This is a genomic window from Duncaniella freteri (assembly GCF_004766125.1).
In the GTDB taxonomy this organism is placed as follows: domain Bacteria; phylum Bacteroidota; class Bacteroidia; order Bacteroidales; family Muribaculaceae; genus Duncaniella; species Duncaniella freteri.
In genome coordinates, this window is the sequence record NZ_SJSA01000001.1 from 2092142 (window position 1) to 2112647 (window position 20506).

The 20506-nt window shown below is 45.9% G+C and carries 23 protein-coding genes; 3 read left to right on the plus strand and 20 right to left on the minus strand.

Going from position 1 to position 20506, the window contains the following annotated elements; genetic code table 11:
- Nucleotides 1-212: 212 nt before the first annotated feature.
- The 20 genes from EZ315_RS09070 to EZ315_RS09165 all read right to left on the minus strand — a co-directional run bounded on the left by EZ315_RS09070 (nucleotide 213) and on the right by EZ315_RS09165 (nucleotide 15462).
- Complete coding sequence (locus EZ315_RS09070) at nucleotides 213-1415, minus strand: site-specific integrase (RefSeq protein ID WP_135471770.1); 1203 nt, start codon at nucleotides 1413-1415, stop codon at nucleotides 213-215.
- A gap of 88 nt (nucleotides 1416-1503) precedes the next feature.
- Nucleotides 1504-2031, minus strand: a complete 528-nt coding sequence (locus tag EZ315_RS09075; RefSeq protein ID WP_135471771.1) for a glycoside hydrolase family protein — start codon at nucleotides 2029-2031, stop codon at nucleotides 1504-1506.
- Entirely contained in the window at nucleotides 2028-2558 is a 531-nt protein-coding gene (locus EZ315_RS09080) for a DUF3872 domain-containing protein (protein WP_135471772.1), read from the minus strand. The genes EZ315_RS09075 and EZ315_RS09080 overlap by 4 nt, the downstream gene beginning before the upstream one ends.
- Entirely contained in the window at nucleotides 2558-3430 is an 873-nt protein-coding gene (locus EZ315_RS09085) for a toprim domain-containing protein (RefSeq protein WP_135471773.1), read from the minus strand. Before EZ315_RS09085 ends, EZ315_RS09080 begins: the two co-directional genes overlap by 1 nt.
- Entirely contained in the window at nucleotides 3427-4095 is a 669-nt protein-coding gene (locus tag EZ315_RS09090; protein ID WP_135471774.1) for a hypothetical protein, read from the minus strand. Before EZ315_RS09090 ends, EZ315_RS09085 begins: the two co-directional genes overlap by 4 nt.
- Nucleotides 4096-4101: 6 nt before the next feature.
- Entirely contained in the window at nucleotides 4102-4686 is a 585-nt protein-coding gene (locus EZ315_RS09095) for a conjugal transfer protein TraO (RefSeq protein WP_135035799.1), read from the minus strand.
- Nucleotides 4687-4690: 4 nt separating this feature from the next.
- Nucleotides 4691-5566, minus strand: a complete 876-nt coding sequence (gene traN / locus EZ315_RS09100; RefSeq protein WP_135471950.1) for a conjugative transposon protein TraN — start codon at nucleotides 5564-5566, stop codon at nucleotides 4691-4693.
- A 157-nt stretch (nucleotides 5567-5723) separates the two neighbouring features.
- Nucleotides 5724-6923 carry a conjugative transposon protein TraM gene (gene traM, locus EZ315_RS09105; protein ID WP_135471775.1) on the minus strand — a complete coding sequence of 400 codons (1200 nt, stop codon included), beginning with the start codon at nucleotides 6921-6923 and terminating at the stop codon, nucleotides 5724-5726.
- Entirely contained in the window at nucleotides 6913-7215 is a 303-nt protein-coding gene (locus EZ315_RS09110) for a TraL conjugative transposon family protein (RefSeq protein WP_135471776.1), read from the minus strand. Before EZ315_RS09110 ends, traM begins: the two co-directional genes overlap by 11 nt.
- Nucleotides 7216-7839, minus strand: coding sequence for a conjugative transposon protein TraK (traK, locus tag EZ315_RS09115; protein WP_016410450.1), 624 nt, complete (start codon nucleotides 7837-7839; stop codon nucleotides 7216-7218).
- A gap of 18 nt (nucleotides 7840-7857) precedes the next feature.
- Nucleotides 7858-8856, minus strand: a complete 999-nt coding sequence (gene traJ / locus EZ315_RS09120) for a conjugative transposon protein TraJ (RefSeq protein WP_135471951.1) — start codon at nucleotides 8854-8856, stop codon at nucleotides 7858-7860.
- Between the two features lie 14 nt (nucleotides 8857-8870).
- The gene (locus EZ315_RS09125) at nucleotides 8871-9509 is read right to left on the minus strand and encodes a DUF4141 domain-containing protein (protein WP_135471777.1); all 639 of its coding nucleotides are present in this window, start codon (nucleotides 9507-9509) and stop codon (nucleotides 8871-8873) included.
- Between the two features lie 15 nt (nucleotides 9510-9524).
- Entirely contained in the window at nucleotides 9525-9887 is a 363-nt protein-coding gene (locus EZ315_RS09130) for a hypothetical protein (protein ID WP_135471778.1), read from the minus strand.
- A 146-nt stretch (nucleotides 9888-10033) separates the two neighbouring features.
- Nucleotides 10034-12541, minus strand: a complete 2508-nt coding sequence (locus tag EZ315_RS09135; protein ID WP_135471779.1) for a TraG family conjugative transposon ATPase — start codon at nucleotides 12539-12541, stop codon at nucleotides 10034-10036.
- A complete protein-coding gene (locus EZ315_RS09140) occupies nucleotides 12538-12855 on the minus strand; it encodes a DUF4133 domain-containing protein (RefSeq protein WP_135471780.1) in 318 nt (105 codons plus the stop codon). Before EZ315_RS09140 ends, EZ315_RS09135 begins: the two co-directional genes overlap by 4 nt.
- The gene (locus EZ315_RS09145) at nucleotides 12855-13163 is read right to left on the minus strand and encodes a DUF4134 domain-containing protein (RefSeq protein WP_068960688.1); all 309 of its coding nucleotides are present in this window, start codon (nucleotides 13161-13163) and stop codon (nucleotides 12855-12857) included. Before EZ315_RS09145 ends, EZ315_RS09140 begins: the two co-directional genes overlap by 1 nt.
- Nucleotides 13164-13246: 83 nt before the next feature.
- Nucleotides 13247-14011, minus strand: coding sequence for a hypothetical protein (locus EZ315_RS09150; protein WP_135471781.1), 765 nt, complete (start codon nucleotides 14009-14011; stop codon nucleotides 13247-13249).
- Nucleotides 14008-14310: a DUF3408 domain-containing protein gene (locus EZ315_RS09155; RefSeq protein WP_135035828.1), complete on the minus strand. Its 303-nt coding sequence runs from the start codon at nucleotides 14308-14310 to the stop codon at nucleotides 14008-14010. Before EZ315_RS09155 ends, EZ315_RS09150 begins: the two co-directional genes overlap by 4 nt.
- Before the next feature lie 3 nt (nucleotides 14311-14313).
- Complete coding sequence (locus tag EZ315_RS09160) at nucleotides 14314-14697, minus strand: DUF3408 domain-containing protein (protein ID WP_135035831.1); 384 nt, start codon at nucleotides 14695-14697, stop codon at nucleotides 14314-14316.
- 9 nt (nucleotides 14698-14706) lie between these two features.
- Nucleotides 14707-15462, minus strand: coding sequence for a ParA family protein (locus EZ315_RS09165; protein ID WP_135471782.1), 756 nt, complete (start codon nucleotides 15460-15462; stop codon nucleotides 14707-14709).
- A gap of 1339 nt (nucleotides 15463-16801) precedes the next feature.
- Here EZ315_RS09165 and EZ315_RS09170 point away from each other — a divergent pair.
- The 3 genes from EZ315_RS09170 to mobC are packed head-to-tail and all read left to right on the plus strand — an operon-like array spanning nucleotide 16802 to nucleotide 20505.
- Nucleotides 16802-17227, plus strand: coding sequence for a plasmid mobilization protein (locus tag EZ315_RS09170; protein WP_135471783.1), 426 nt, complete (start codon nucleotides 16802-16804; stop codon nucleotides 17225-17227).
- Nucleotides 17206-18489, plus strand: a complete 1284-nt coding sequence (mobB, locus tag EZ315_RS09175) for a conjugal transfer protein MobB (protein WP_135471784.1) — start codon at nucleotides 17206-17208, stop codon at nucleotides 18487-18489. The genes EZ315_RS09170 and mobB overlap by 22 nt, the downstream gene beginning before the upstream one ends.
- Before the next feature lie 57 nt (nucleotides 18490-18546).
- Complete coding sequence (mobC, locus tag EZ315_RS09180) at nucleotides 18547-20505, plus strand: conjugal transfer protein MobC (RefSeq protein WP_394347032.1); 1959 nt, start codon at nucleotides 18547-18549, stop codon at nucleotides 20503-20505.
- Nucleotide 20506: the final 1 nt, after the last annotated feature.

Below are 20506 nucleotides of genomic sequence, written 5' to 3' on the forward strand. Positions count from 1 at the left end.
GATACGAATATCATCTCGTGAGATTTGCTCAACAAAGTGGCCATAAAGACTTTATATGTTGTAAAACATAATAAATTTGGTTAACGGTTTTAGTCCTCATTTCCAGATTTTTTCGTAACTTTGCAAACTGAATAAGTATCTCTTGTTTAGAGATTTGGATGCTTGCTAAACAAAATAGCCTCGATGCCGGAGCACCGAGGCGTTCGTGTGTTTTATAGGGACTTTAGGATTAGACTATTGGCTTTGTCAACGACTGAGGTGTCAAGGGAGGCGAGGTAGATTTGGGTAGTGGCTTCGCTGTCGTGGCCCATGCCTTCGCTGATTACGCTGAGGGGGATGCCCTTTGCTTTTGCGGCACTGGCCCATGAGTGGCGAGCAACGTACATCGTCAAGGGGATGTTTATTCTGACCAAGTCGGCTATCTTCTTCAAGTTGTGATTGATGTTGTAACCGATGTTGCGGTAGGCACATCGCTCGTTGATACCATCTGTCTTGATGATGGGTAACAAATATTGCGTAGGATTGTCGGGATATTTGTCGAGGATGGCTTGCATTTCCGGCGCCCATGCGATTGTGAGCTGCTGTCCGGTCTTGCGACGGCGATAGACAATTGATCCGTTTTTAAGGTCTGTTTTCTTCAAATAAGCCATATCTATGAAACTCATACCACGAAGATAGAAACTCATCAGGAACATATCGCGGGCGTAGTCTAATGGCGGTGAGAGTGATAAGTCCAATGCCTTTATTTTCTTTATGGAGGGAAGAGGCAATGCGCGTTTAATGGTCTTATCTACGCCAGTATAGACATGACGGAAAGGATTGCGGTTCTCGATGATGTCATCCTCAACTGCCCGGTGATAGACCGCCCGAAGAATGCGGGTGTAAAAGGATATGGTGTTAGGAGAATTGCCACGCTGCTTGTGCCATGCCTCGTATGCTTCCATTATCTCGGAGGTCATGCAATCGAGCATGATGTCTTCGTCTTCTCGGAACTTCTTAAAACTGTTGAGTGCAGCTGTATAGGTTTCGGAGGTTCTTGTCTTACCGTGCTGCTTGAACTTGATAATCAAACTCTCCATGAAATTGAACAATGAGTATTCGCTTGCATATCTGCGAAACTCGTCAATCACATCATCGGCGGTATAGGACAATCCTTCTGCATCAAGGCGTTTGTCAATTTTGGTCAGTCGCTCTACATCCCAGCGGATTCTCTCGCGGATTGAGAGAATGAATGATTTCCTTTCGCTGGATTGCTTTGTTGTTACCATTGAACGGTTTTCATCCCATTCATCAGGCATTACATGATACTCAGTGTTTAGTTGACGGACTTTTCTCTCATGGATAATCTGGTAGTAGATTGCACCCTCATGGTCTGCAATCGTTGATGGTCGGTATTTTACTTTTATTGAGGCCATAGTGTATCGTTTTTTAGTCTATAAGATACGACAAAGGGACACACCCCGAATGGAGTGCATCCCTTCGACGCAACTTATTAGACTGTTATTAAGGGAGAAAAAGGGCGGCAAGTTCCGTTAGCCTCCGAGTTAACAAACCTTTGTGTTTCTTGCCTTTGTAATGGCAATGGGAGGTGTAGGCTTTGAAGATGTTGCGGTTGCCGGATTTGAGGAGGCGGAGGACGCTGGATTTGTTGACTACGCCGGGGCCACAGTTGTATGCGAGGGCGGCGAGGAGATATTTGTCTTTGCCATATTTCTCATACAGTGCACAGAATTTGGAATAGTCTTTGCGAAGAAGTGCGTCAGCCTGTGTTTCGGTTAGTTGGCAACCACGGCGGTAGGGTTCGCCCGGCTGAACTTGGTGTCCATATCCAACGTAAGGCCAATGCTTCGGCTTATGGAGTGTTTCAAACTTCTTGATTATTAAAACTGCGCGCTCAAAGAGCGGCAATTCCATTATGCTTCTTTTTGTTTTATGCTCCCTTGTGGGGGCAGTTCGCTGTGAGGCGGCGTTGCCGGGCATTGTTCCCACGAGGGAGAACAATGCCACAAAGAGTATCAGAAGTTTCTTCATTTGCCGATGGGTGTTAGTGTTCCGGGATTGATAGGAGTCACAACCAGACTTCCTGTGCCGCCGTTGTCGTCGCTGTCGTTGTTATTGAACTCAAATGTTTGTTCCCAGTGGGTCCCATAATTATCCTCTACCGTGACCAGAAGTTCGTGTGAGCCTGTGCTTCGGGCGGTGTAGTTGAGTCGGAATTGTTTGGATTCGATTAGGACGCGGTCATTGTTGACGAGTGTCGGGCCATCGACAAGTTTCAGTGTACCTTTCCCCTCATACTGGAAGTATCGGATTGTGTAGAGGGTGTTGGTGTAATTCCCTTCGGGGACGATGGTCATACGCAGTTCGACTGTTTCGCCATTGGCGATTTTGTCGGCGTATGGCATGACTTCCACGGTGAATGGATATGACTGCTGCACATCGAGGTCGTCAGAACATGAAGTGAGGGAGAACACGAGTGCGAAGAGGACTGCCCAGAATCCGAAGAAACAGGCGGGAGTGACGCGTATTGCGCCGATTCTATTGAGGATTGTTTTCATCAGAGTTTGAGTTTTGATTTTGTTGTCTGTTTGGGATAGAGCGACATTAGATAGTCGTTCAGATCTTTGTGATTAGGGTAAAGTGCGGACTTGTCCATTACCTTGTCGCCTAACTCCTGCTGGAGCTTGACGACGGCGGCTCGTCCTGCATTGTCGTTGTCGAGATAGCAACTCACCACGCTGTATTCTCTCAGTGGCGCAATGGCCTTATTCAGATTTGATACGGAGTTAAGCACGATTGTATCAGTGCCGTCATTATATCCGAGTCGTTCCGCTGAGAGAAAGTCGATGAAGCCTTCAAAGACATTACATCGGGCGTTGCCATTGGAAATGTGGGTTATATGCTTGGGTGGATAAGAGCCTTTGAAAAAGGAATTTCGCAGTTCATAGCCATGCGCGTTATTTTCAAAGCCGATGGCGTAAAACCTCTTGCCGTGCAATTCATAATCAACCTGCACACAATAGCATTGGGCTATGTCGCGTGATATGCCACGGTCAGCAAGGTATTTAAGCAGAGCCGGAGCCTCCAGTCTGGAGATTTCAACATTTTCAAAGGTTGGTTCTTCCTTGAACGGCATTGGATTGTAGGGCTTCTCCACAGCCAACTGCATCTTTTGGGCGATGAACTCCGCACGTTTGATGAAGTCTTTTTCGCCTGTCAATTCTCCGGCAAGATTGAAGATGTCGCCACCGGCACCGCTCCCAAAATCGTACCATAGATTTTTGCGAGGATTGACATGGAAAGACGGCTTTCGCTCATTGCGATATGGAGAGTAGAACCACAATCCTTTGCTGTCGCGGCCTGTCGGCTGATAGCCGAGGTGGTTGAGAAAATCCACCAACGGGATTTGTCTGATTTCGTCAATGTTCATAGACGCATCTTTCGTTTGGGCTTTGGCGGTTCAGTTTTCTCTTCGGCCTTCAACTGCTTTTTCTGTAAGGCGTTCATCTCACCGGCAATATATCGGTTTAGTTCCGACTTGTTGGCACAGCCGGTCATTTCATACGCAAGGTCATAGATTCCACCATTGGCACCAGACTTGGTATCACGCCATAAGTTCGTGCGGACATTGATAACCATCGTACCTTTGGCCGATGAATCGTAGGGAGAATTGTAGATTCTCAAATCGCCGTCAGCGGCTACCGGGTGTTTCTGACCCAATGCCTTCATAAAGTCAGTGAGCTGCATCTTGGCAATGTCAAGGTGTATTACCTGTGGCTCAATGGCTCTTTTTGTGAGCATTTCTTTGGCTATCTCATTATCGTTCATCATCTTGACAATGTAGCCGCTAATATCCTTCCGATGGTCGCCCCTTGCTGTAAGTTCCGCTAAATCATATAAATTACCGGATTCATCAGTCCCGTGATCATACCAATTATTCATTTTGGTGTCAACCACTAATAATGCCTCTGCATCATCACGGTACGGAGCATAGTAAAGTTTCAAATATCCATAGCCGCCAACTGACTTTTCGCCAAGGGCATCCAAGAATGCCGTAATCGGCATTCCCGGAATATCTTTCTCAGTGTATCTCATAGTTTGTTAGTCCATCATAATTCTAATGCCCAGTCCGTAGGAGAAATGGCAGTGTCCCGTTGAGTTACCGAAAATGAATCTCTCTTTGAGGTTGGCGGTGAGGGCGATTCTGTCTGAGAGATAGAAGTCAGCCTGAATGTTGACTGCTCCACCATAGATAAAGGCGTCCGAGTTGTGGAGTGTTGCACCGTCGGATAAAAGTGTCTTACCCCAGTTGACCGTCTCATATCCGGCAAGAGCTGAGATTCCTCCATAAAGGTGAAAGAACTGTGTATAGTTGCTGTAAAGGTGGAGATTATATTCTGCTTCGCCAGTAAATTCAGCTACGGGGATACGACCTTTCTCGCCGTAAGACTTATAGGTTTGGAGATACTCACCCCCGAAGACCCATTCGTGGGCATTGTTGCCTTTGAAAACGGAGTAATAGACACCGAAAGAATAGCCACAATTGCGGGCTGAGCCGGTATAGAAACCGTCAACCATATTCGCCTTGACTTCTACCGACCTCATGCCGGGAAGTGTTCGCTGAGCCATTGCCTGCCCTGTGAAAAGGGCAAGCATGGCAGCGAAAATTATCATCGCTTTTCTCATTGGATTACTGGATTGAAAGTTCATCAATTACGTTGGCTCTTACGATGTCTTCATTATCGACTACAAAGGACTGATGGCGACCACCTTCTTTTTCGGCGACCTCGATAACGAGCTGTTTGTCATCGGGGATTGTGAATTTCTCCAAGGCGAACACTGTGTGTTCCGTTGATTTACCGTGTACCACCGTCACATAGTTCTGGGCGCGTAGCGGTTCAAGAATCTGCTCCTGCATGGCGGTTCGTTTGATAACTTTCTTATCCACAATCTTGAACATCACATAGTCAATGTCAAAAGCTATGTTTGAGGTATTCTTCAGTTCTGTGTGGAAATAGAGAAGTCCGTTGTTGGTGTAGATGCTTTTCAGTAGGAACTGGACTCCAAAACGCTTACTACCGATGTGCTTGATTTCTCGCTTGTTCTGCTTGTAGATACTTTTCATGATGAGCTTTACAAGCATCGGCGACTCCTGACCGAGTTTTTCCAGATAAATCTCCTGCGCGTTGTTGGGGCGGTTCACAGCCCCACCGTCATGGAGAAAATCAGTCATCTCGATACTGAGCAACTGCGGTTCTTTGGCGAATTTTACGTTAAATGTGTAATAGCTACCATCTTCAGTGATAACCGAAAGATTGGTTTCCTGCTTGAACGACTTGAAAGCTGATTTTACACGCAGCACATTCTTCGCACCATCGGCGAGTCCGGCAACAAGGTTCTCATTACCGAGATCCACGTAGGTAATCTCAGCCGGGAAGATGATATGCGTGGTTTTGTTGTAGCATACCTCCAGCGCATGAGGCGGAATCATTCGGTCGAAGCCGACTTTTCGGGTAAGACCATTGAATTTGTCGCCGTCGGTATAGTTAGCACCGTACACATTCATGTCGTGTTCGGCGACCGTTTCAGTGTCAGAAGACACATTGCTATCGGTGTTTTTGACTGTTTTTGCGTTGACAGCGGTGGCTGCTCCGAAGAGCGCCACTGCCGCAACGAAGAGTTTTGTGATTGTTTTCATTCGTTGTGTTGGTGTGTTTTGTTGATTACTGCTCAACCTGTTTGAGCATCACTTTGTAGCCGGATTTCAGATGAACTTTCACCTGCCGGACTTTCTTGGTAAGATATTGACCTACGCCGTTGAGTAAGCCTCGACCCACGTCGGAGACAATCTGCGCTCCGGCATTGGTGGATATGTTGATTGAACTGCCGACGGTGCTCCCCATATTGGCTCCGATTTCTTTCAGTGCGTCAGACTCCATAGAGTTGGGTATGTTGATACCCTCCTGACCATCGGAGTCATAGACAGCGAGGTCAACCTCCATGATACAACCTAATGCCTCAATGCTTTCAATCGTGATTTCAAGGCGTTCTCCTTGCAATCGTGCCGAGCCGACAACGGTTGTATTCTTTGGCAACAGCGAGTTGCCTATCCACATAGGTTCAAGGGTTCTCAGTTTCACGCTCTGACCGTCAATTACCGACTGGTCAGAGGCTATGCACGCTGAAATGGTATTCTTGAAATTCTGACGCTTGCCGCCGACAGCGGTAGAGAATGACCGTTCAGATGTTGCCGCACTGAGAGAGGAAACCACATTACGGTTGACCTGATTCACGGGCATAACCTTACGCTCTTTCTCGGGTTCATCAACTATGACCGCCTGCTGACTGCCATTGCCGGTGCTGAAATACTGCGCCGCCAACTGATAAGACTTCTCCATCAGCTCCACTTCATTGGGCTGCTGAGTCTGCTGCTGGGCGTAGGCATTCTGCATTTCCAGTTCATCAATCCTCGCTTGAAGTTCTGCGACCTGTGCCGCAGACTGGTCTTCGGGAATATAAAAATCTTCAAGTGACGCTTGGACTGACTGGTATGCCTGTGCCGATGACTCTATTGCAGTCGGCTCTTCTGAAATATTTGTCGGCATCGTATCCGCCATTTCAGTGAATGTCTGGACTACGCTATCCTGTCGGTGCTTTTCATCTTCAAGTGCCTTAGCCTCCATTGCTTTGAGTTTGTTCCCTTCAATTTCGGCATTGTCACCATCCGGCAGCTCCATATTGGCGTTGCTTGTGTCGGTCATGTCTGACGAGAATCCACTGCCGAAAATTAACCAAAGGGCAACTATGAATGTCAGGAACATCGCGGGAAATACAATGGCATACTTTTTAAGTTTGGCTCTCTCAGCCTCATTTTTCGGCTGAAACCAGCCATTGACTTTCGTTTTCAGTTCTTCAAATGTCATCAAATGTTGGTAGTGACTGTTTTTCAGTTGAAGCTGGTAACTCCACTGCCTTTATATGCTTTATCTCATCAATGTGCTGACGGGCTTGCCCCAGTCCTATGTGGTAACAGGCATTGCCGAACAATAGAAATGCGATGAGGACAAACAATCCGAAGAATACACCCACGATTGTCAACCGTCGTTTCTGCGGTATATTATCACATTTGCATCTAAGGAAATTTCTCAATTTCCCTTTGGGAGTGTGCCACACCTTATTATATATGGTGTCGCGTACTTTTGATAAAACTCTCACTTATCGTTTGATTGTGGAAATATCTTTATTTTCAAGGATATTGAAACCCTCGATTATAAAGCCGTTAGGATTGTCATCTGATCTTGACGAATTGGTCAGCTTGCAGGTTGTTATAAGACTGCGCTCAGTCACGTTGCTCTGACGAATGATTTTCTGCTTCGCATAAGTCACCGCCGTGTATGGATAGTTGGTGAAGTTGCATACAACGCTGTCCACCTGACATATCTGGTTGATGTTGCCGGAGATAATTCGGTTATAGTAACCTTTTTCCGAGAAGTCAGAGTAGTAATTGTATGCGCTGTTGTCAGAGAGAATCAATGCGCGGTTGATATTGTGTTCGATAGCTGATTTGTCCGGCGAGAGAGTGAAAAACAATTCATGGAAACGTCTTACATGCTCCCGTGCCTCTGCCGGACGGTTCTGGCTCATATCCTGTGACAAGGCAAGCATCAAAGACTTGCCATTGTCAAGGACATAGATTTTTTCACGCTGCTTCTCAGCAAAGTTGAAAACCATAACCAGAGCCACCGAGACAACCACCGCACACATAGCCACAAATACAATTCCGAAAAGCCTTATCTGACGGAAAGATGACTCTATGTTTTTAAGTGATTTGAACTCCATTTAATCGGTGTTTGAATGTCATTTTAATAGTTTTCCGGCTCTGCCGGCCACGTTGCCCACGACTGCACCTCCGACACTTCCGGCCATAGAACCAGCTTGCATCGCTGTATTGTTGACAGCCCGATTGTAGTTTCCGGCACCGCCGGCTTGGATAATCCACCCCGCCACAGTGGGTATTGTAAAGTAACCTATAATGCCAATAATCATAAAGATAACATACGCGGTATTTGTCCCGTCGAGGTCTGCATTGGGGTTATTCGTCAGTTCTGAAATGTCGTTTTGAAGCATCAAAACTTGTATCTTGGCAAGAATGGTACTGAACAAATCCGCCACAGGCAACCATAGATAAGTCTGAATATATCGCTGGATCCACATGGTCAGTGTTGACTGGAAGCCGTCCCATACCGAGAGGGCAAATGCAATCGGGCCGAGTATTGCCAACACAATCAAGAAGAATGTCCTTATTGTGTCTATCGTAAGGGAGGCTGCTTGAAAGAGCATTTCAAGTAATTCCCTGAAAAAGTTCTGAATGGCTTTCTTGACCTTATACATTCCACGCTCAATATACATACCGGCTGCTGTACCGATTTCCGTAACACCGAGTTCATCAATCTGACGGTCAAACTCAGCATCATCGACGAGGTAGGCAGTTGACGGGTCATTCATCATCTGCTCATATTCCAATCGGTCTTTTTCCTCACGGTATTTTTGCATATCGAGAGTTTGCCCCTCCAGCATCGAGGCTGTTCCTTGAACGATTGGCGACATCACCGCATTGATTGTCCCAAGTACCACCGAAGGGAAGAACATTATGCAGAAGCCGATAACAAAGGGGCGAAGCAACGGGAACACATCAATCGGTTCTGCTCTCGCCAGCGATTGCCAGATACGGTAGGCGACATAGAACAATGCGCCTAATCCGGCGATTGCCTGTGCCACGCCCGCCATATCTGAGCAAAGTGGCATCATCTCATCATAGAGCGAGCGGAGGATTGTGTGAAGGTTACTGAAATCTATCGAGCACAGCATGATTACCAGTATTTTTCACTGCCGTCGCCGTAGAGGTTTACAACCCTTTGTGTGTCGGCTTTCTTTTTCGCCCTCAGATATGAGACGCTGATGTTCTTATTGGTGTAATAAGCGGTCAGATTCTTCAACCGCTTCATCTCCTTGTAACAGTTATCCACCACATCCATACGGTCTTTGTCGGTCATGGAGAGAGTGGTAATGTTAACCACCTGTTTCAAATCTCCAAGTACACCATTGGCTTCTTCCAATATCCGGGTGTAGCCGGAGGCTATTGCAGACAGTTCCGAGGAAGTGAAGTTTGGATCCGTGAGCATCTTCTGGAAATTGTTGACATAGTATCCGGAGATATTGCCGAGCATGAGTATTGTCTGCTGCACCTTTCTGGCATCACGGACGAGATTGTTGACCGACTGGAGAGCGTCGTAATATTTCTTCGCCTGCTGATAAATTTTCACGGTTTCCTGAAAATTTTTCACCATGTGGGTCGCCGTCTGCGACTCTTGAACGAGTGATTTGGAGTTGTTTACGATGCTCTGCGCAATGTTGGACGGGTCTATTACGGTCCATTGGGCACTTGCCTTATTTGTTCCAAGAAACAAGCAAATGGCAAATATCGGAATTAGAAATTTCAGTTGTTTCATTTTAGATTTTTGTTTTTATTCAAGACTAAAGTCAGTGTATTCAGATAGAGCTTTTTTAGTTAGTTTATAAGCGCCAAAAGAGTCGGCAAAAAGCTGAAGAAACACGTTCCCGTCTTCGAGCTGAATTAGTAATTCAGTGCGGATACCTTGTCGATAGAAATAGAATACCGAATTTTCTCGGTCAAAATGAAGTGGATAAAGTTCCGATTCTTCCATAAAATCCACATTCTCATCATCACTAAATAGGAAAATGTAGAAATGCGCACTGTGGATATTGATGTCAATTGCCTTATCATTAAGGCAATTTTTCCACGAACCAAGAAGATTGAAACGTGGATCCTTTTTTAGTTGCTCAATAAGAGCTGATGTATAGTTCATATCTTAGTTTAATGATTATCTTATTTTGTGTGCCATGTGCACGATAATTTTGACTCCAAGTCCAAATATGATCAGCGAAAATGTAAACAGGGCGATAAGATCACCTACAATACTAAATAGAATTGTCATAATGACTTTCATGAACTTCATGTCATACCCGCCCTTCGTTGCTGTGCCATCATTCGGATTGCCATTTCAAGATTGCCATCGAGTTTGGCGGCGCGTTGTTGCACCTCAACTTTTTCTGTTTCCTCCGTGGTGTAGCAATAGTATTCCTCGCCAGACACTTCTGTTGCATAGACTGCCGATTGTGTTCCTCCGAGTCCAATCCACACCTCTTTATATAAGCGGTTGGGGTTGTTAGCCATATTGATACTCAGTATCTGGGATTTCTCCTTATCGGTCAGACCTAACAATTCCTGAATCTGGTCGAAGCGGTTCATGTATTTGCGCTGGTCAAGAAGTATCTTGCAGTCGGAGTTGTTGATGATGGTTTCCTTGACAATCGGCGACGAAATTATGTCGTCAACCTCCTGTGTCACAACAACAGCCTCACCGAAATACTTTCGGACGGTCTTGTAGAGGTACTTCATGTACTCAGCCATATTTGCCGAGGATAGAGCCTTCCAAGCCTCCTCACAGATAAGGACTTTACGGATACCCTTCAGACGGCGCATCTTGTTGATGAAAGCCTCCATGATGATGATTGTCACCACCGGAAACAATTCTCTATTATCCTTGATCGAATCAATCTCGAAGACAACAAACCGCTTGTTGAGCAGGTCTATATTGGCTTTGGAATTGAGCAGAAAGTCGAAGCGTCCACCGTGATAATACTGCCGTAGCGTGGTCAGGAAGTTGTCAATGTCGAAATCCTGTTTGTAGATGGGTATCGGGCGATTTGCCATTTCCGCACGGTAATCATCACGCATGAACTCATAGAATGAGTTGAAACATGGAACAATGTCGCGGTCTTTTGCCATCTTATCGAGGAACATAGACAATGCAGAGCCAAGCTCGCCGGATTCTGTCTTTGTCACTCTGTCATCTTCCGATTTCCAGAGCGTCAGCAGCAATGTCTTGATTGAGTCTTTCTTCTCCACATCAAATACTCCGTCGTCTGTATAGAACGGATTAAAAGAGATTGGGTTATCCTCCGTATAGGTGAAGTACACGCCATCTTCGTCATGAGTCCTGTTGCGAATCAAGTTGCTCAGACCTTCGTAGGAATTACCCGTATCAATCAGCAGGATATGCGCGCCCTGTTCGTAATATTGTCGGACAAAGTGGTTGGTAAAGAACGACTTCCCACTACCTGACGGACCAAGTATGAACTTGTTTCGGTTGGTGGTTATACCTCGCTTCATCGGCTCATCAGATATATCCAAGTGGATAGGTTTGCCAGTGAGTCGGTCAACCATCTTTATCCCGAATGGAGAGAGAGAAGAACGGTAGTTTGTTTCGGCAGTGAAGAAGCAAACGGCAGGTTCGATGAATGTATAGAATGATTCCTCCGCAGGGAAGTCAGCCTCATTGCCGGGCATCGCAGCCCAAAACAGTGTCGGGCAGTCAATAGTGTTGTGCCGTGGCATACAACCCATTGTCGCCAGTTGACCGCCAACATCATTTTTGACTCTCCTCAATTCCTCGGCATCATCGCTCCAAGCCATTATGTTGCAATGGCAGCGCACGGAAATCAGTCCGTAACTGTGAGCCTCATTGAGATATTGGTCAATCCATTCTTTGTTGATAGCGTTGCTTCGGCTGTACTTTGACAGGGAGTTCATGTTGCGTGCCGTCTTTTCAAACCGCGTCAGATTCTCGTCAGGATCATCAATCAGTAGATGCTGGTTGTAGATATGGTTGCAAGGCAACAGCAACCCTACGGGAGAAGCGAAAGAAAGCCGGCAGTCGCTTCGGTCAGTTGATAACCGCTCATATCTGTTGTCTGTGCTGACCTTTGCGGGCAAATCCTCAGTGTCTGAAAGGGTATGTAGGCAGAGTAACTTGTCGCCGATTCTCATCTCTTTTGCCGATAGGTCAATGTCCTCTAAGCAAGTGACGTCATCCATTGAGAGCGACATATATTTCTCAATCAGGCCGGAGGTTGACTCAGTGCCTATCAGGTCTTCGTCATTGAGCCTTTGGAGTTTTATATAGCCGCTGTCATTCATAATTCGCTCGAATTGCTCAACGCTTTCCATGAACTTCACAACCATTTCGTGATTCAAGTCCTTTGGCATTATACGTCCACGGCAGAGGGTGGAGAAGTTCGATTGCTTGCGCATACGTTCCTTTGTAGTCTTCGTCAGAAAGAGGTAGCACTTGTGAGCGAGATATGGGCGCTCGTTGAAGTGGCGTTCAAATGAACAGTCAAGAAAAGATAAATCCTCTTTTTGTAGTTCCGGCTTATACTTCTCACTAACAAACCAATCCTGCTTATGTACGACCGTATAGTGTGGCAAAACCTTGATTGCCTTGCACCAAGCGGAGTGCATCGCTTCATATTCAGCAGAGGTGACAGTGAATAATTCCGGGAGGCTCACCTCAAAGGCCACGGTAACATCCGCGTCCTTTGAGATGATGCAGCCATGCTCGACCGCCAACAGCGGCAGCTTCGACTCCAGTGTTGTAGCTTTCAGTATATTCCTCATGTTTTATGCTTTATCAATCGTGTTATGCGCAGACGGTTGATGATATATCGTGGTCGATATTTGACCGAGGTCAGTTTCATCAGACCGTACTGACCGTATTTGCCATTGAGGTGGAATGTGAGCCAGACAAGAAAGGACGCACCTGTCGCACCGAAGCCTATGCAGACCCATTGGGAGATTCCGGCGATATACATGATGACGAACACCACGAACATGGCAAGCAATCCTCCTGCGAAGATGAACAGGTATTGCGCTTTCAAACCTTTGTACTCAACCGACCGGCCAATGCCCTTATTGATTGAATACTCAGACATCAGAGGAAGAATGAGCGGAGGATTGTGGCTGCTACAATCAAGAAGATACAGGCCCCGAACCATGAGGCGGCAGTCTTGCTCGTGTCGGGGTCGCCACTCGACCATTTGGAGTAAACCTTGATGCCGCCGATGAGACCGACAACAGCACCGATTGCGTACACCAGTTTCGTTCCCGGATCAAAATAGGAGGTGACCATTGAAGTGGCTTCATTGATGCCACTCAGACCGTTACCGGCGGCGAACATTTGGATTGCAGCCGTCAGAAGAAGCATTGCGGCAATAGGACGGCGGCGATGGGGTGCGTTCATAAACGCTACGGTTCTTTCATAGAATTTCTTGAAAAAATTAGACATGAATTAAATTATAGATAGGTTTGCCTTGCGGCCAAGTGTCAATGATAGACATTGAAATCAATTTCATCAATATCCGAGGTGTCGATGTCTGCGTGGAAAAGGATCTTTTTAGGTTTAGTTTGCTGTTCCACTGTTTCATCCTCATCCATTGTTGACGTAGTGGGTTGTTCATTTGATTCTTCATCTTTCTTTGGCAGATGAAGTTCGATAAGCATAATCCGCTTTTTTATGGCAGGATCGAGAGAAATCTCCTCCTTGATAGTGGTTCCCTCCAATTCCTGAAGCGTGCGTTGGGCAATCTTCATATCCTCCGGACTGTCTGACTTTTCTTTCAGGACATTCATGGTTGTGTTGATGTCATTGAAGTCTATTCCATCAGCACGGGGTTCTGTCGGTTCCGGAGTTTCCCCCATAATGTCGGCAACAGTCTTGTTTGAGAAAACCTCATCCAGTTTTTCAACAGGGACAACGCCGGTATCTGCTTTGATTGGAGGTTCCGGCAATCCTGCATCGGCATAACTGCCATACTCCTCAATTATCAAGGGGACGACCTCCTTTACAACCTCTTCCACGATTTTTTTATATGTGTCAGGGTCATATTTGCTTTCTCCTACAACTGCGGCGACTTTTTCATCAAGAGAATTATTCGTATCGGGTATGTAATTTTTTTCAGCCGTTCCCTCTGATACATTATTCTCTGCAATGTCCGAAGGTTCACTTGTCTTTTTAGAGTCCTTTGACAACAGCATTTTGGCAAGGAAGATATTGCTTGCCAACAACGCTAATACTAAAAATACTGTCATAGGAACAGCTCCTCCCGGCTATCTTCAAAGATGCGCTTCATTAAATCCGCATTCTTTGCAAAGTGGTCGAGGACGATGGCTGTAAGATACCCGCCGATTGTCGCTCCTGTCTGAGCGTTTGCTGCAACCATCAGCGAAAGCACTCTGTGGACTTCCGCCGTGACATGAACTTTGACATGGGTCGGGCAGTTTGAGCGGGTAAGATATTTGCTAACGTATGCTACCTGTTCAGGGTCTGCCGTTTTTACCTCCGCCTCTACAATGTCGGGGGAGACTTTGATTGTTACTTTATGTGACATATTCTATTGTCGTTTATTTATGAAGTTTTCATACTGCCGAAAATGTTCGGCAAGCACGTTATTGATATAGGCTTTGGTAGAACATACCGGTCCTGTTTCGTAAGACAACACACGCTTGATTTTCCGGATAAAGTCGGGATGGATGTCAACCATAAGATATTTGCATAAAGGGCGCATGTGTTCCATATTCCTTACAAAAGTATCCAGATATTCATCTTCTTCCGGTAAAGGTTGTGATTGCACTTTCTTACGTTTGGAGTCCGAAGCTCTGGCCGGTGTTTCAGTCTTATTCTCATTCTCTTTTTTCACGGTTGACTGGGAGGACTCCTCGCGGAAACTGCGGATGAACTCATCGGGATCTACATCCGATTCATATACCTTCGACATGGCTCAGGCTTAGTCTTTGAGGATTTTGAGAATCTCATCCGCAAGTTCAGTGAGACGTGTGCCTTTAAGCAGCGTCTTGTCCGGAGGCATGACCGTGGAGCGAAAAACCGCCCTTTCAAGGGTTTCCGAACCCTCACGGCGATACTTTTTTGTATCCGGTACTTTTGTCCGAAGTGTTGCCAGTCCCAACTCTTCAAATAACTTCTCATAGCGGTCGTATAAGTCTGTTTTCTCACGGGCATCCATCATATTCCAGAGCATATAAAGCCCTTTAATCTGAGAGCGGCCTGTCGTGAGCCATTCCTGTAATTTGAGAGCGAAGGCGAGCGAGCTTTCAAGGACAACATTGTCGGCGGCGATGGGAACGACCACCATATCCATGCAGTTCACCACATTCACTACGCCACGGTTGTTGACCGTTCCGGGCAAGTCGAAGAATACGATGTCAACATCTTCGCCTTCCTCTATCAAATCCCTTACTTTCTTCATCGCCTCTTCTGGAGGGCATACAAGAACAGGAAATGGCTTGAGCTTTGTACGGAGCAGGGTGTCGGAGAAGGTCTTTTTGAATGCCGGACTTAATTCCAGCAACATCTTCTCCCTTTCACGCATATCGTTTATGCTGTACTGCGGATAGTCGCAGTCAACAACGATAATCTTCAAGCCCATGCAGTAGTAAAGGTAACTTGCCATCGTTACTGTAAGGGTTGTTTTGCCAGCTCCACCTTTCTGAGTGGAGAAAGCCACGAATTTGGGTTCTTTCATTCATGTTTTTAGTTGATGTTCAGACACAAAGCGAGCCTGAGGCGCAAGTTCCGATTATCAATCCGGGTAATTGTTAACCGTCCCTTTCGTCTGTGTCTCAGTTGATAATAAAAAGTGGGGATGCCTTACTTCTGACTTTCAATGGTCCCTGACGTGCAGTCCCGCTTGGTAACTGTTTTGAACTCTGCGGTTACCATTTTGTCGTCATCGTGTCAGCTGTGAGTTTTTTTGTTCGCATTTCAGATTCAGGAGCAGGCCGTCGCTGTTCCTATATCCATTCTCTTGAACGCACGGATGTTTCCATCGGCTGGAATGCTCTGCAAAATTACAACCCACAAGTTCCGTATTCCAAATTTTCAGATAGCTCAACCGCATAAAGTCATGTTTTGGTCGCGTTTTTCCGCTTGTTGTTGACTCCGCTGATGAGCGACTGAAAATAGGTTTGGGTATTCCTTTAATTGCTCACTATGGACATCTGCCCATTGGGAATTGAGGAATCGTGTACCCGAGGAACTTAGTTATATATAGTTCAATAAATAGATTTATCGGAGGACAAATCAATGTATCAATCTACATTCCGAATTTTCGATTGACCGATATTTAATTAGATCTAACGATTAAATCTTCTGTTGACTCAACAATAAGCAGTTCCAAAGGTAGATAGTATGAACTGTATGGTAGTCGGCAAAATAATCTAATTGTTGAACTCTCCGTTTTATATATGATCAGGCGATTGTCGGATAAATTATTCAAAAGATATAACTGACGGTCGAAGAATCGTTCCGAAGATTAGTATATTGAACGTCTTGGAAGTCGGTCTGTCAATCGAACACGTTGCAAAGTTACTGCCTGAGTTATCGGATTTCCAAATATTTGCATAGCTCGACCGCATAAAGTACCCTTATTTCCGCTTATTTCCGCCTGTAGGGAAGCCTCGGATTCATCGCATATTTGAAGGATTTGGTTAGGTGGCAACAACTTGATTGATCTCTGTTTTCAAAAAAGTGCTTTCAAGAGGGTCAAAAATTTGCATTTGGGGGTCTCCATGTCGTATCTTTGTAAGAGCAATAGCGCATGACGCAGCCGAAAATCAGGCAGGAGCGAATGAAAAACACGGATTCTGATATACATCAATCCAAAATCCACTTCCTTATATTATATCGGATGTTCACAAGAACATAGCAAGGTGTCTTTTCAGTTACTGAAAAGGTTTTGGGTTACCGGGTACCCACAAAACGACCTTGCAATGTTGGGTAAATGCTCCGAAGTCGCATTTACCTTGAATAGACCTGCCGTCGGCTACAAAAACGCCATGCGTCACTTTCAATCCCGTTCTGTTATGGCAGAAAATTTCAACAAAGGAGGGCGTCCAACGGTCGCCAACCGTTGCCACAACTGCGTAATGCTACGCTTCGATGACCTCGAATTTGACAAACTTATCCGTATGATGGAGCTTGCCGGGGAGAGCGTCAAGGCTACTTTCATCAAGGGTCTGGTCTTGGGCAAGACTTTTAAGGTGCATAAAATCGACAAGACAATGCTCGATTATCTCACCAAACTTTCAGCCCTATTTGCCGAATACCGCAACATCGGCGTCAACTACAACATCGTGGTGAAGGAACTCAAAGCCGGATTCTCCGAGAAAAAGGCAATGACGTTGCTCTACCGTCTTGAAAAAGAAACGAAGGATCTGGCGGCTGTCACCGCCAAAGTCCTTGCACTTACTGAGGATATGCGCAACCAATGGTCGCAAAAATCTCAGTAGGCAGCAGTCTGTACGGCGCACTCTCATACAACGGAGAGAAAATCAACAAGGAGGAGGGTCGAGTCCTTTGTACCAATAAAATTTATGTGCCACCTGACGGAAAAATCGGCATCTCGGAAATGGTGGAGGATTTCAAAAACTACATGCCGAAGACCGGACGCACAAAGAAGCCGGTTCTCCATATCTCCCTCAATCCACATCCAGATGATGTGTTATCGGATTCTGACCTCGCCAACATTGCCCGAGAGTATCTTGACAAACTCGGATTCGGTGAGCAACCCTACATAATTTATAAGCACACCGATATAGAACGCCACCATATCCATATAGTGACGGTCAATGTCGATGAACAGGGAAAGCGGCTCAACATGGATTTTATCCATCGGCGTAGCAAGAAAGCGACTACCGAGATTGAGGAGAAATACAATCTCCATAAGGCCGAGCGTCAACGTCTGGAACCGGATACTCCATTAAAGAAAGTTGACTATAATGCCGGTGATGTAAAGCGTCAGGTTGCCAACACCGTCAAGCTCATAATGAGCCGTTACTCATTTCAGACAATGGGAGAATACAACGCTGTGTTGTCGCTCTATGGTTTGACCTCAGAAGAGACCAACGGCATGGTCAATGGCAGGGAGTATCATGGGATAGTTTATTCCGCACTGGATGAAAACGGTAGAAAGGTTGGCAACCCGTTCAAGGCTTCACGCCTCGGTAAGTTCTCAAGCCTTAATGCAGTCCACGAGAAAATCAACCGTTCCGAACAGAATATAACTCATGAGGCAGTGGCAAAGACAAGAAGGCGAGTTGCTCAGTCCCTGAATGAATCTCACAGTAAGGAAGAATTTATTGCTGCACTGAAAGAGCGCAATATCGACCTTGTATTGAGATATACCGATGAAGGACGAATCTATGGCGCAACCTTCATAGACCATGATACGCATACCGTACTGAATGGCTCTCGCCTTGGCAGGGAATATGCCGCCAATGCTCTTAATGAACGATTCTCCGGAGATAATGAGGTTAGCCGGACTCCTGTTATTGTTGAACCGACAAATCCGGATAATGAAACAAATCAAGAGCAGCAGACATCAACCAACTCGGCTCCTACTCAACAGCATCAGGATAGCGGTAATGACTATGATTACTCACTCCCCAGTCTTGATTTGTTTCAGCTTAACCCGACAGTTGACGCTGATGAGGAGGATTTCAAACGCCGCATGAAGCAGAAGAAGAAGCGCGGTCAACGACCGAAATTCTAAATATTGTATATAAAAATGTCTCAGCAAGAGGACGACCTGCGGGCATTGGCTAAAATCATGGATTTAATCCGTGGTCTTAGCATCCTCGTTGTGGTCACACAAATCTACTGGTACTGCCATAACCTTATCGGCGATTGGGTATTCCATGCCCAGACTATGAAAATCCTTAACGGACTTAATGATGCCGGAGGTCTATACAACAACCTATGGAACGCCAAATGGTGGTCCCTTCTATTGTTGGCTCTCTCTTGTTTCGGAACAAAAGGTGTCAAGAATGAGAAAATCAAGTGGAGGCAGATTTGGATAATCATTGGCATTGGCGGTGTCCTGTTTCTCCTCAACTGGTGGATGATGAGTTTAGGTTGGCAAATTACTTACATCGTGACCACAGTTACCGGCTATGTTTGCCTCCTTTTGGGAGGAATATGGATGAGCCGTATGTTGAAAAACAACATGATGGACGACCGTTTCAACGATGAGAATGAATCATTTCAGCAGGAAACACGCCTGCTTACGAATGACTATTCCATAAACCTTCCCACAAAATTCTACTACAAAAAACGATGGAACGAGGGGTGGGTAAACATTGTCAATCCTTTCAGAGCGACAATCGTACTCGGCACTCCCGGTTCCGGTAAGTCATACGCCGTTGTCAACAATTTCATCAAGCAGATGATTGAGAAAGGGTACTCGCTTTATGTCTATGATTTCAAGAGTCCCGACCTCAGTACCATCGCTTTCAACCACCTGTTGAATCACCTTGACAAATACGGAGATGTGGAACCGAAATTCTATATGATAAATTTCGATGATCCGGAGCGCAGCCACCGTTGTAACCCCATTCACCCTGATTTCATGTCAGATATTGCCGATGCCTATGAGAGCGCATATACCATAATGCTCAACCTTAATAAGTCGTGGGTGCAAAAACAGGGTGACTTTTTTGTCGAATCTCCGATTGTATTGTTCGCGGCTATCATCTGGTTTCTGCGAATCTATAAAGGCGGACGGTATTGCACATTTCCTCATGCTATTGAGTTTTTGTGCCGCAGATATGAGGATATTTTTCCGATTCTAACCAGCTATCCGGACTTGGAAAATTACCTGTCGCCATTTATGGATGCTTGGCTCGGAGGGGCAGCGGAGCAGCTTGCAGGTCAGATTGCCTCGGCAAAAATACCTCTCTCGCGTATGATTTCGCCACAACTCTATTGGGTAATGACCGGCAATGATTTCACTCTTGACATAAACAACCCGAAAGAGCCGAAGATTCTATGCGTCGGCAACAATCCTGACCGTCAGAATATCTATGGTGCGGCCCTCGGACTTTACAATTCGAGAATCGTGAAACTAATCAATAAGAAAGGGATGTTGAAGTCCGGTGTCATTATAGATGAGCTTCCCACGATATACTTTAAGGGCTTGGATAACCTAATTGCTACGGCCCGAAGCAATAAGGTTGCCGTGTGTCTCGGTTTTCAGGATTTCTCACAGTTGGAACGTGACTATGGGAAGCCGGAGGCTGCGGTCGTGATGAATACAGTCGGCAATATCTTCTCCGGGCAGGTGGTAGGTTCGACCGCCAAAACTTTGTCTGAACGCTTTGGTAAGGTGTTGCAGAAGCGGCAGTCAATATCAATCAACCGTCAGGATGTAAGCCACTCATTCAACACTCAGATGGACTCGCTTATCCCGCCAAGCAAGATCTCAACGCTCACACAGGGAATATTTGTCGGAGCTGTTTCAGACAACATCGACCAACGCATTGACCAGAAGATTTTTCACGCAGAGATTGTCGTGGACAGTAAAAAGGTCAATGCAGAAATGAAAAAATATGTGCCGATTCCAATCCTGACCGATTTCAAAGATACCTCGGAGGATAAACACAAGATGAGAGCTGACATTCAGGCAAACTACGACAAAATAAAGCAGGACGTGCGGGATATAGTTGACAATGAGATTGCCCGCATAGATGCTGACCCTAAATTGCGACACCTTCTTCAGCAGAAGGGTTGAA

What these genes read in the sequence shown, in the direction of transcription:
- traK (WP_016410450.1), bottom strand. Translation starts at nt 7,839, where the DNA reads ATGGAGTTCAAATCACTTAAAAACATAGAGTCATCTTTCCGTCAGATA.
- mobB (WP_135471784.1), top strand. Translation starts at nt 17,206, where the DNA reads ATGGTCGCAAAAATCTCAGTAGGCAGCAGTCTGTACGGCGCACTCTCA.
- EZ315_RS09140 (WP_135471780.1), bottom strand. Translation starts at nt 12,855, where the DNA reads ATGTCTGAGTATTCAATCAATAAGGGCATTGGCCGGTCGGTTGAGTAC.
- EZ315_RS09145 (WP_068960688.1), bottom strand. Translation starts at nt 13,163, where the DNA reads ATGAACGCACCCCATCGCCGCCGTCCTATTGCCGCAATGCTTCTTCTG.
- EZ315_RS09135 (WP_135471779.1), bottom strand. Translation starts at nt 12,541, where the DNA reads ATGAGGAATATACTGAAAGCTACAACACTGGAGTCGAAGCTGCCGCTG.
- EZ315_RS09090 (WP_135471774.1), bottom strand. Translation starts at nt 4,095, where the DNA reads ATGAGATACACTGAGAAAGATATTCCGGGAATGCCGATTACGGCATTC.
- EZ315_RS09165 (WP_135471782.1), bottom strand. Translation starts at nt 15,462, where the DNA reads ATGAAAGAACCCAAATTCGTGGCTTTCTCCACTCAGAAAGGTGGAGCT.
- traM (WP_135471775.1), bottom strand. Translation starts at nt 6,923, where the DNA reads ATGACATTTGAAGAACTGAAAACGAAAGTCAATGGCTGGTTTCAGCCG.
- EZ315_RS09125 (WP_135471777.1), bottom strand. Translation starts at nt 9,509, where the DNA reads ATGAAACAACTGAAATTTCTAATTCCGATATTTGCCATTTGCTTGTTT.
- EZ315_RS09155 (WP_135035828.1), bottom strand. Translation starts at nt 14,310, where the DNA reads ATGTCACATAAAGTAACAATCAAAGTCTCCCCCGACATTGTAGAGGCG.
- EZ315_RS09150 (WP_135471781.1), bottom strand. Translation starts at nt 14,011, where the DNA reads ATGACAGTATTTTTAGTATTAGCGTTGTTGGCAAGCAATATCTTCCTT.
- mobC (WP_394347032.1), top strand. Translation starts at nt 18,547, where the DNA reads ATGGATTTAATCCGTGGTCTTAGCATCCTCGTTGTGGTCACACAAATC.
- EZ315_RS09095 (WP_135035799.1), bottom strand. Translation starts at nt 4,686, where the DNA reads ATGAGAAAAGCGATGATAATTTTCGCTGCCATGCTTGCCCTTTTCACA.
- EZ315_RS09075 (WP_135471771.1), bottom strand. Translation starts at nt 2,031, where the DNA reads ATGAAGAAACTTCTGATACTCTTTGTGGCATTGTTCTCCCTCGTGGGA.
- EZ315_RS09070 (WP_135471770.1), bottom strand. Translation starts at nt 1,415, where the DNA reads ATGGCCTCAATAAAAGTAAAATACCGACCATCAACGATTGCAGACCAT.
- EZ315_RS09130 (WP_135471778.1), bottom strand. Translation starts at nt 9,887, where the DNA reads ATGAACTATACATCAGCTCTTATTGAGCAACTAAAAAAGGATCCACGT.
- EZ315_RS09085 (WP_135471773.1), bottom strand. Translation starts at nt 3,430, where the DNA reads ATGAACATTGACGAAATCAGACAAATCCCGTTGGTGGATTTTCTCAAC.
- EZ315_RS09160 (WP_135035831.1), bottom strand. Translation starts at nt 14,697, where the DNA reads ATGTCGAAGGTATATGAATCGGATGTAGATCCCGATGAGTTCATCCGC.
- EZ315_RS09080 (WP_135471772.1), bottom strand. Translation starts at nt 2,558, where the DNA reads ATGAAAACAATCCTCAATAGAATCGGCGCAATACGCGTCACTCCCGCC.
- EZ315_RS09170 (WP_135471783.1), top strand. Translation starts at nt 16,802, where the DNA reads ATGGCAGAAAATTTCAACAAAGGAGGGCGTCCAACGGTCGCCAACCGT.
- traN (WP_135471950.1), bottom strand. Translation starts at nt 5,566, where the DNA reads ATGAATGTGTACGGTGCTAACTATACCGACGGCGACAAATTCAATGGT.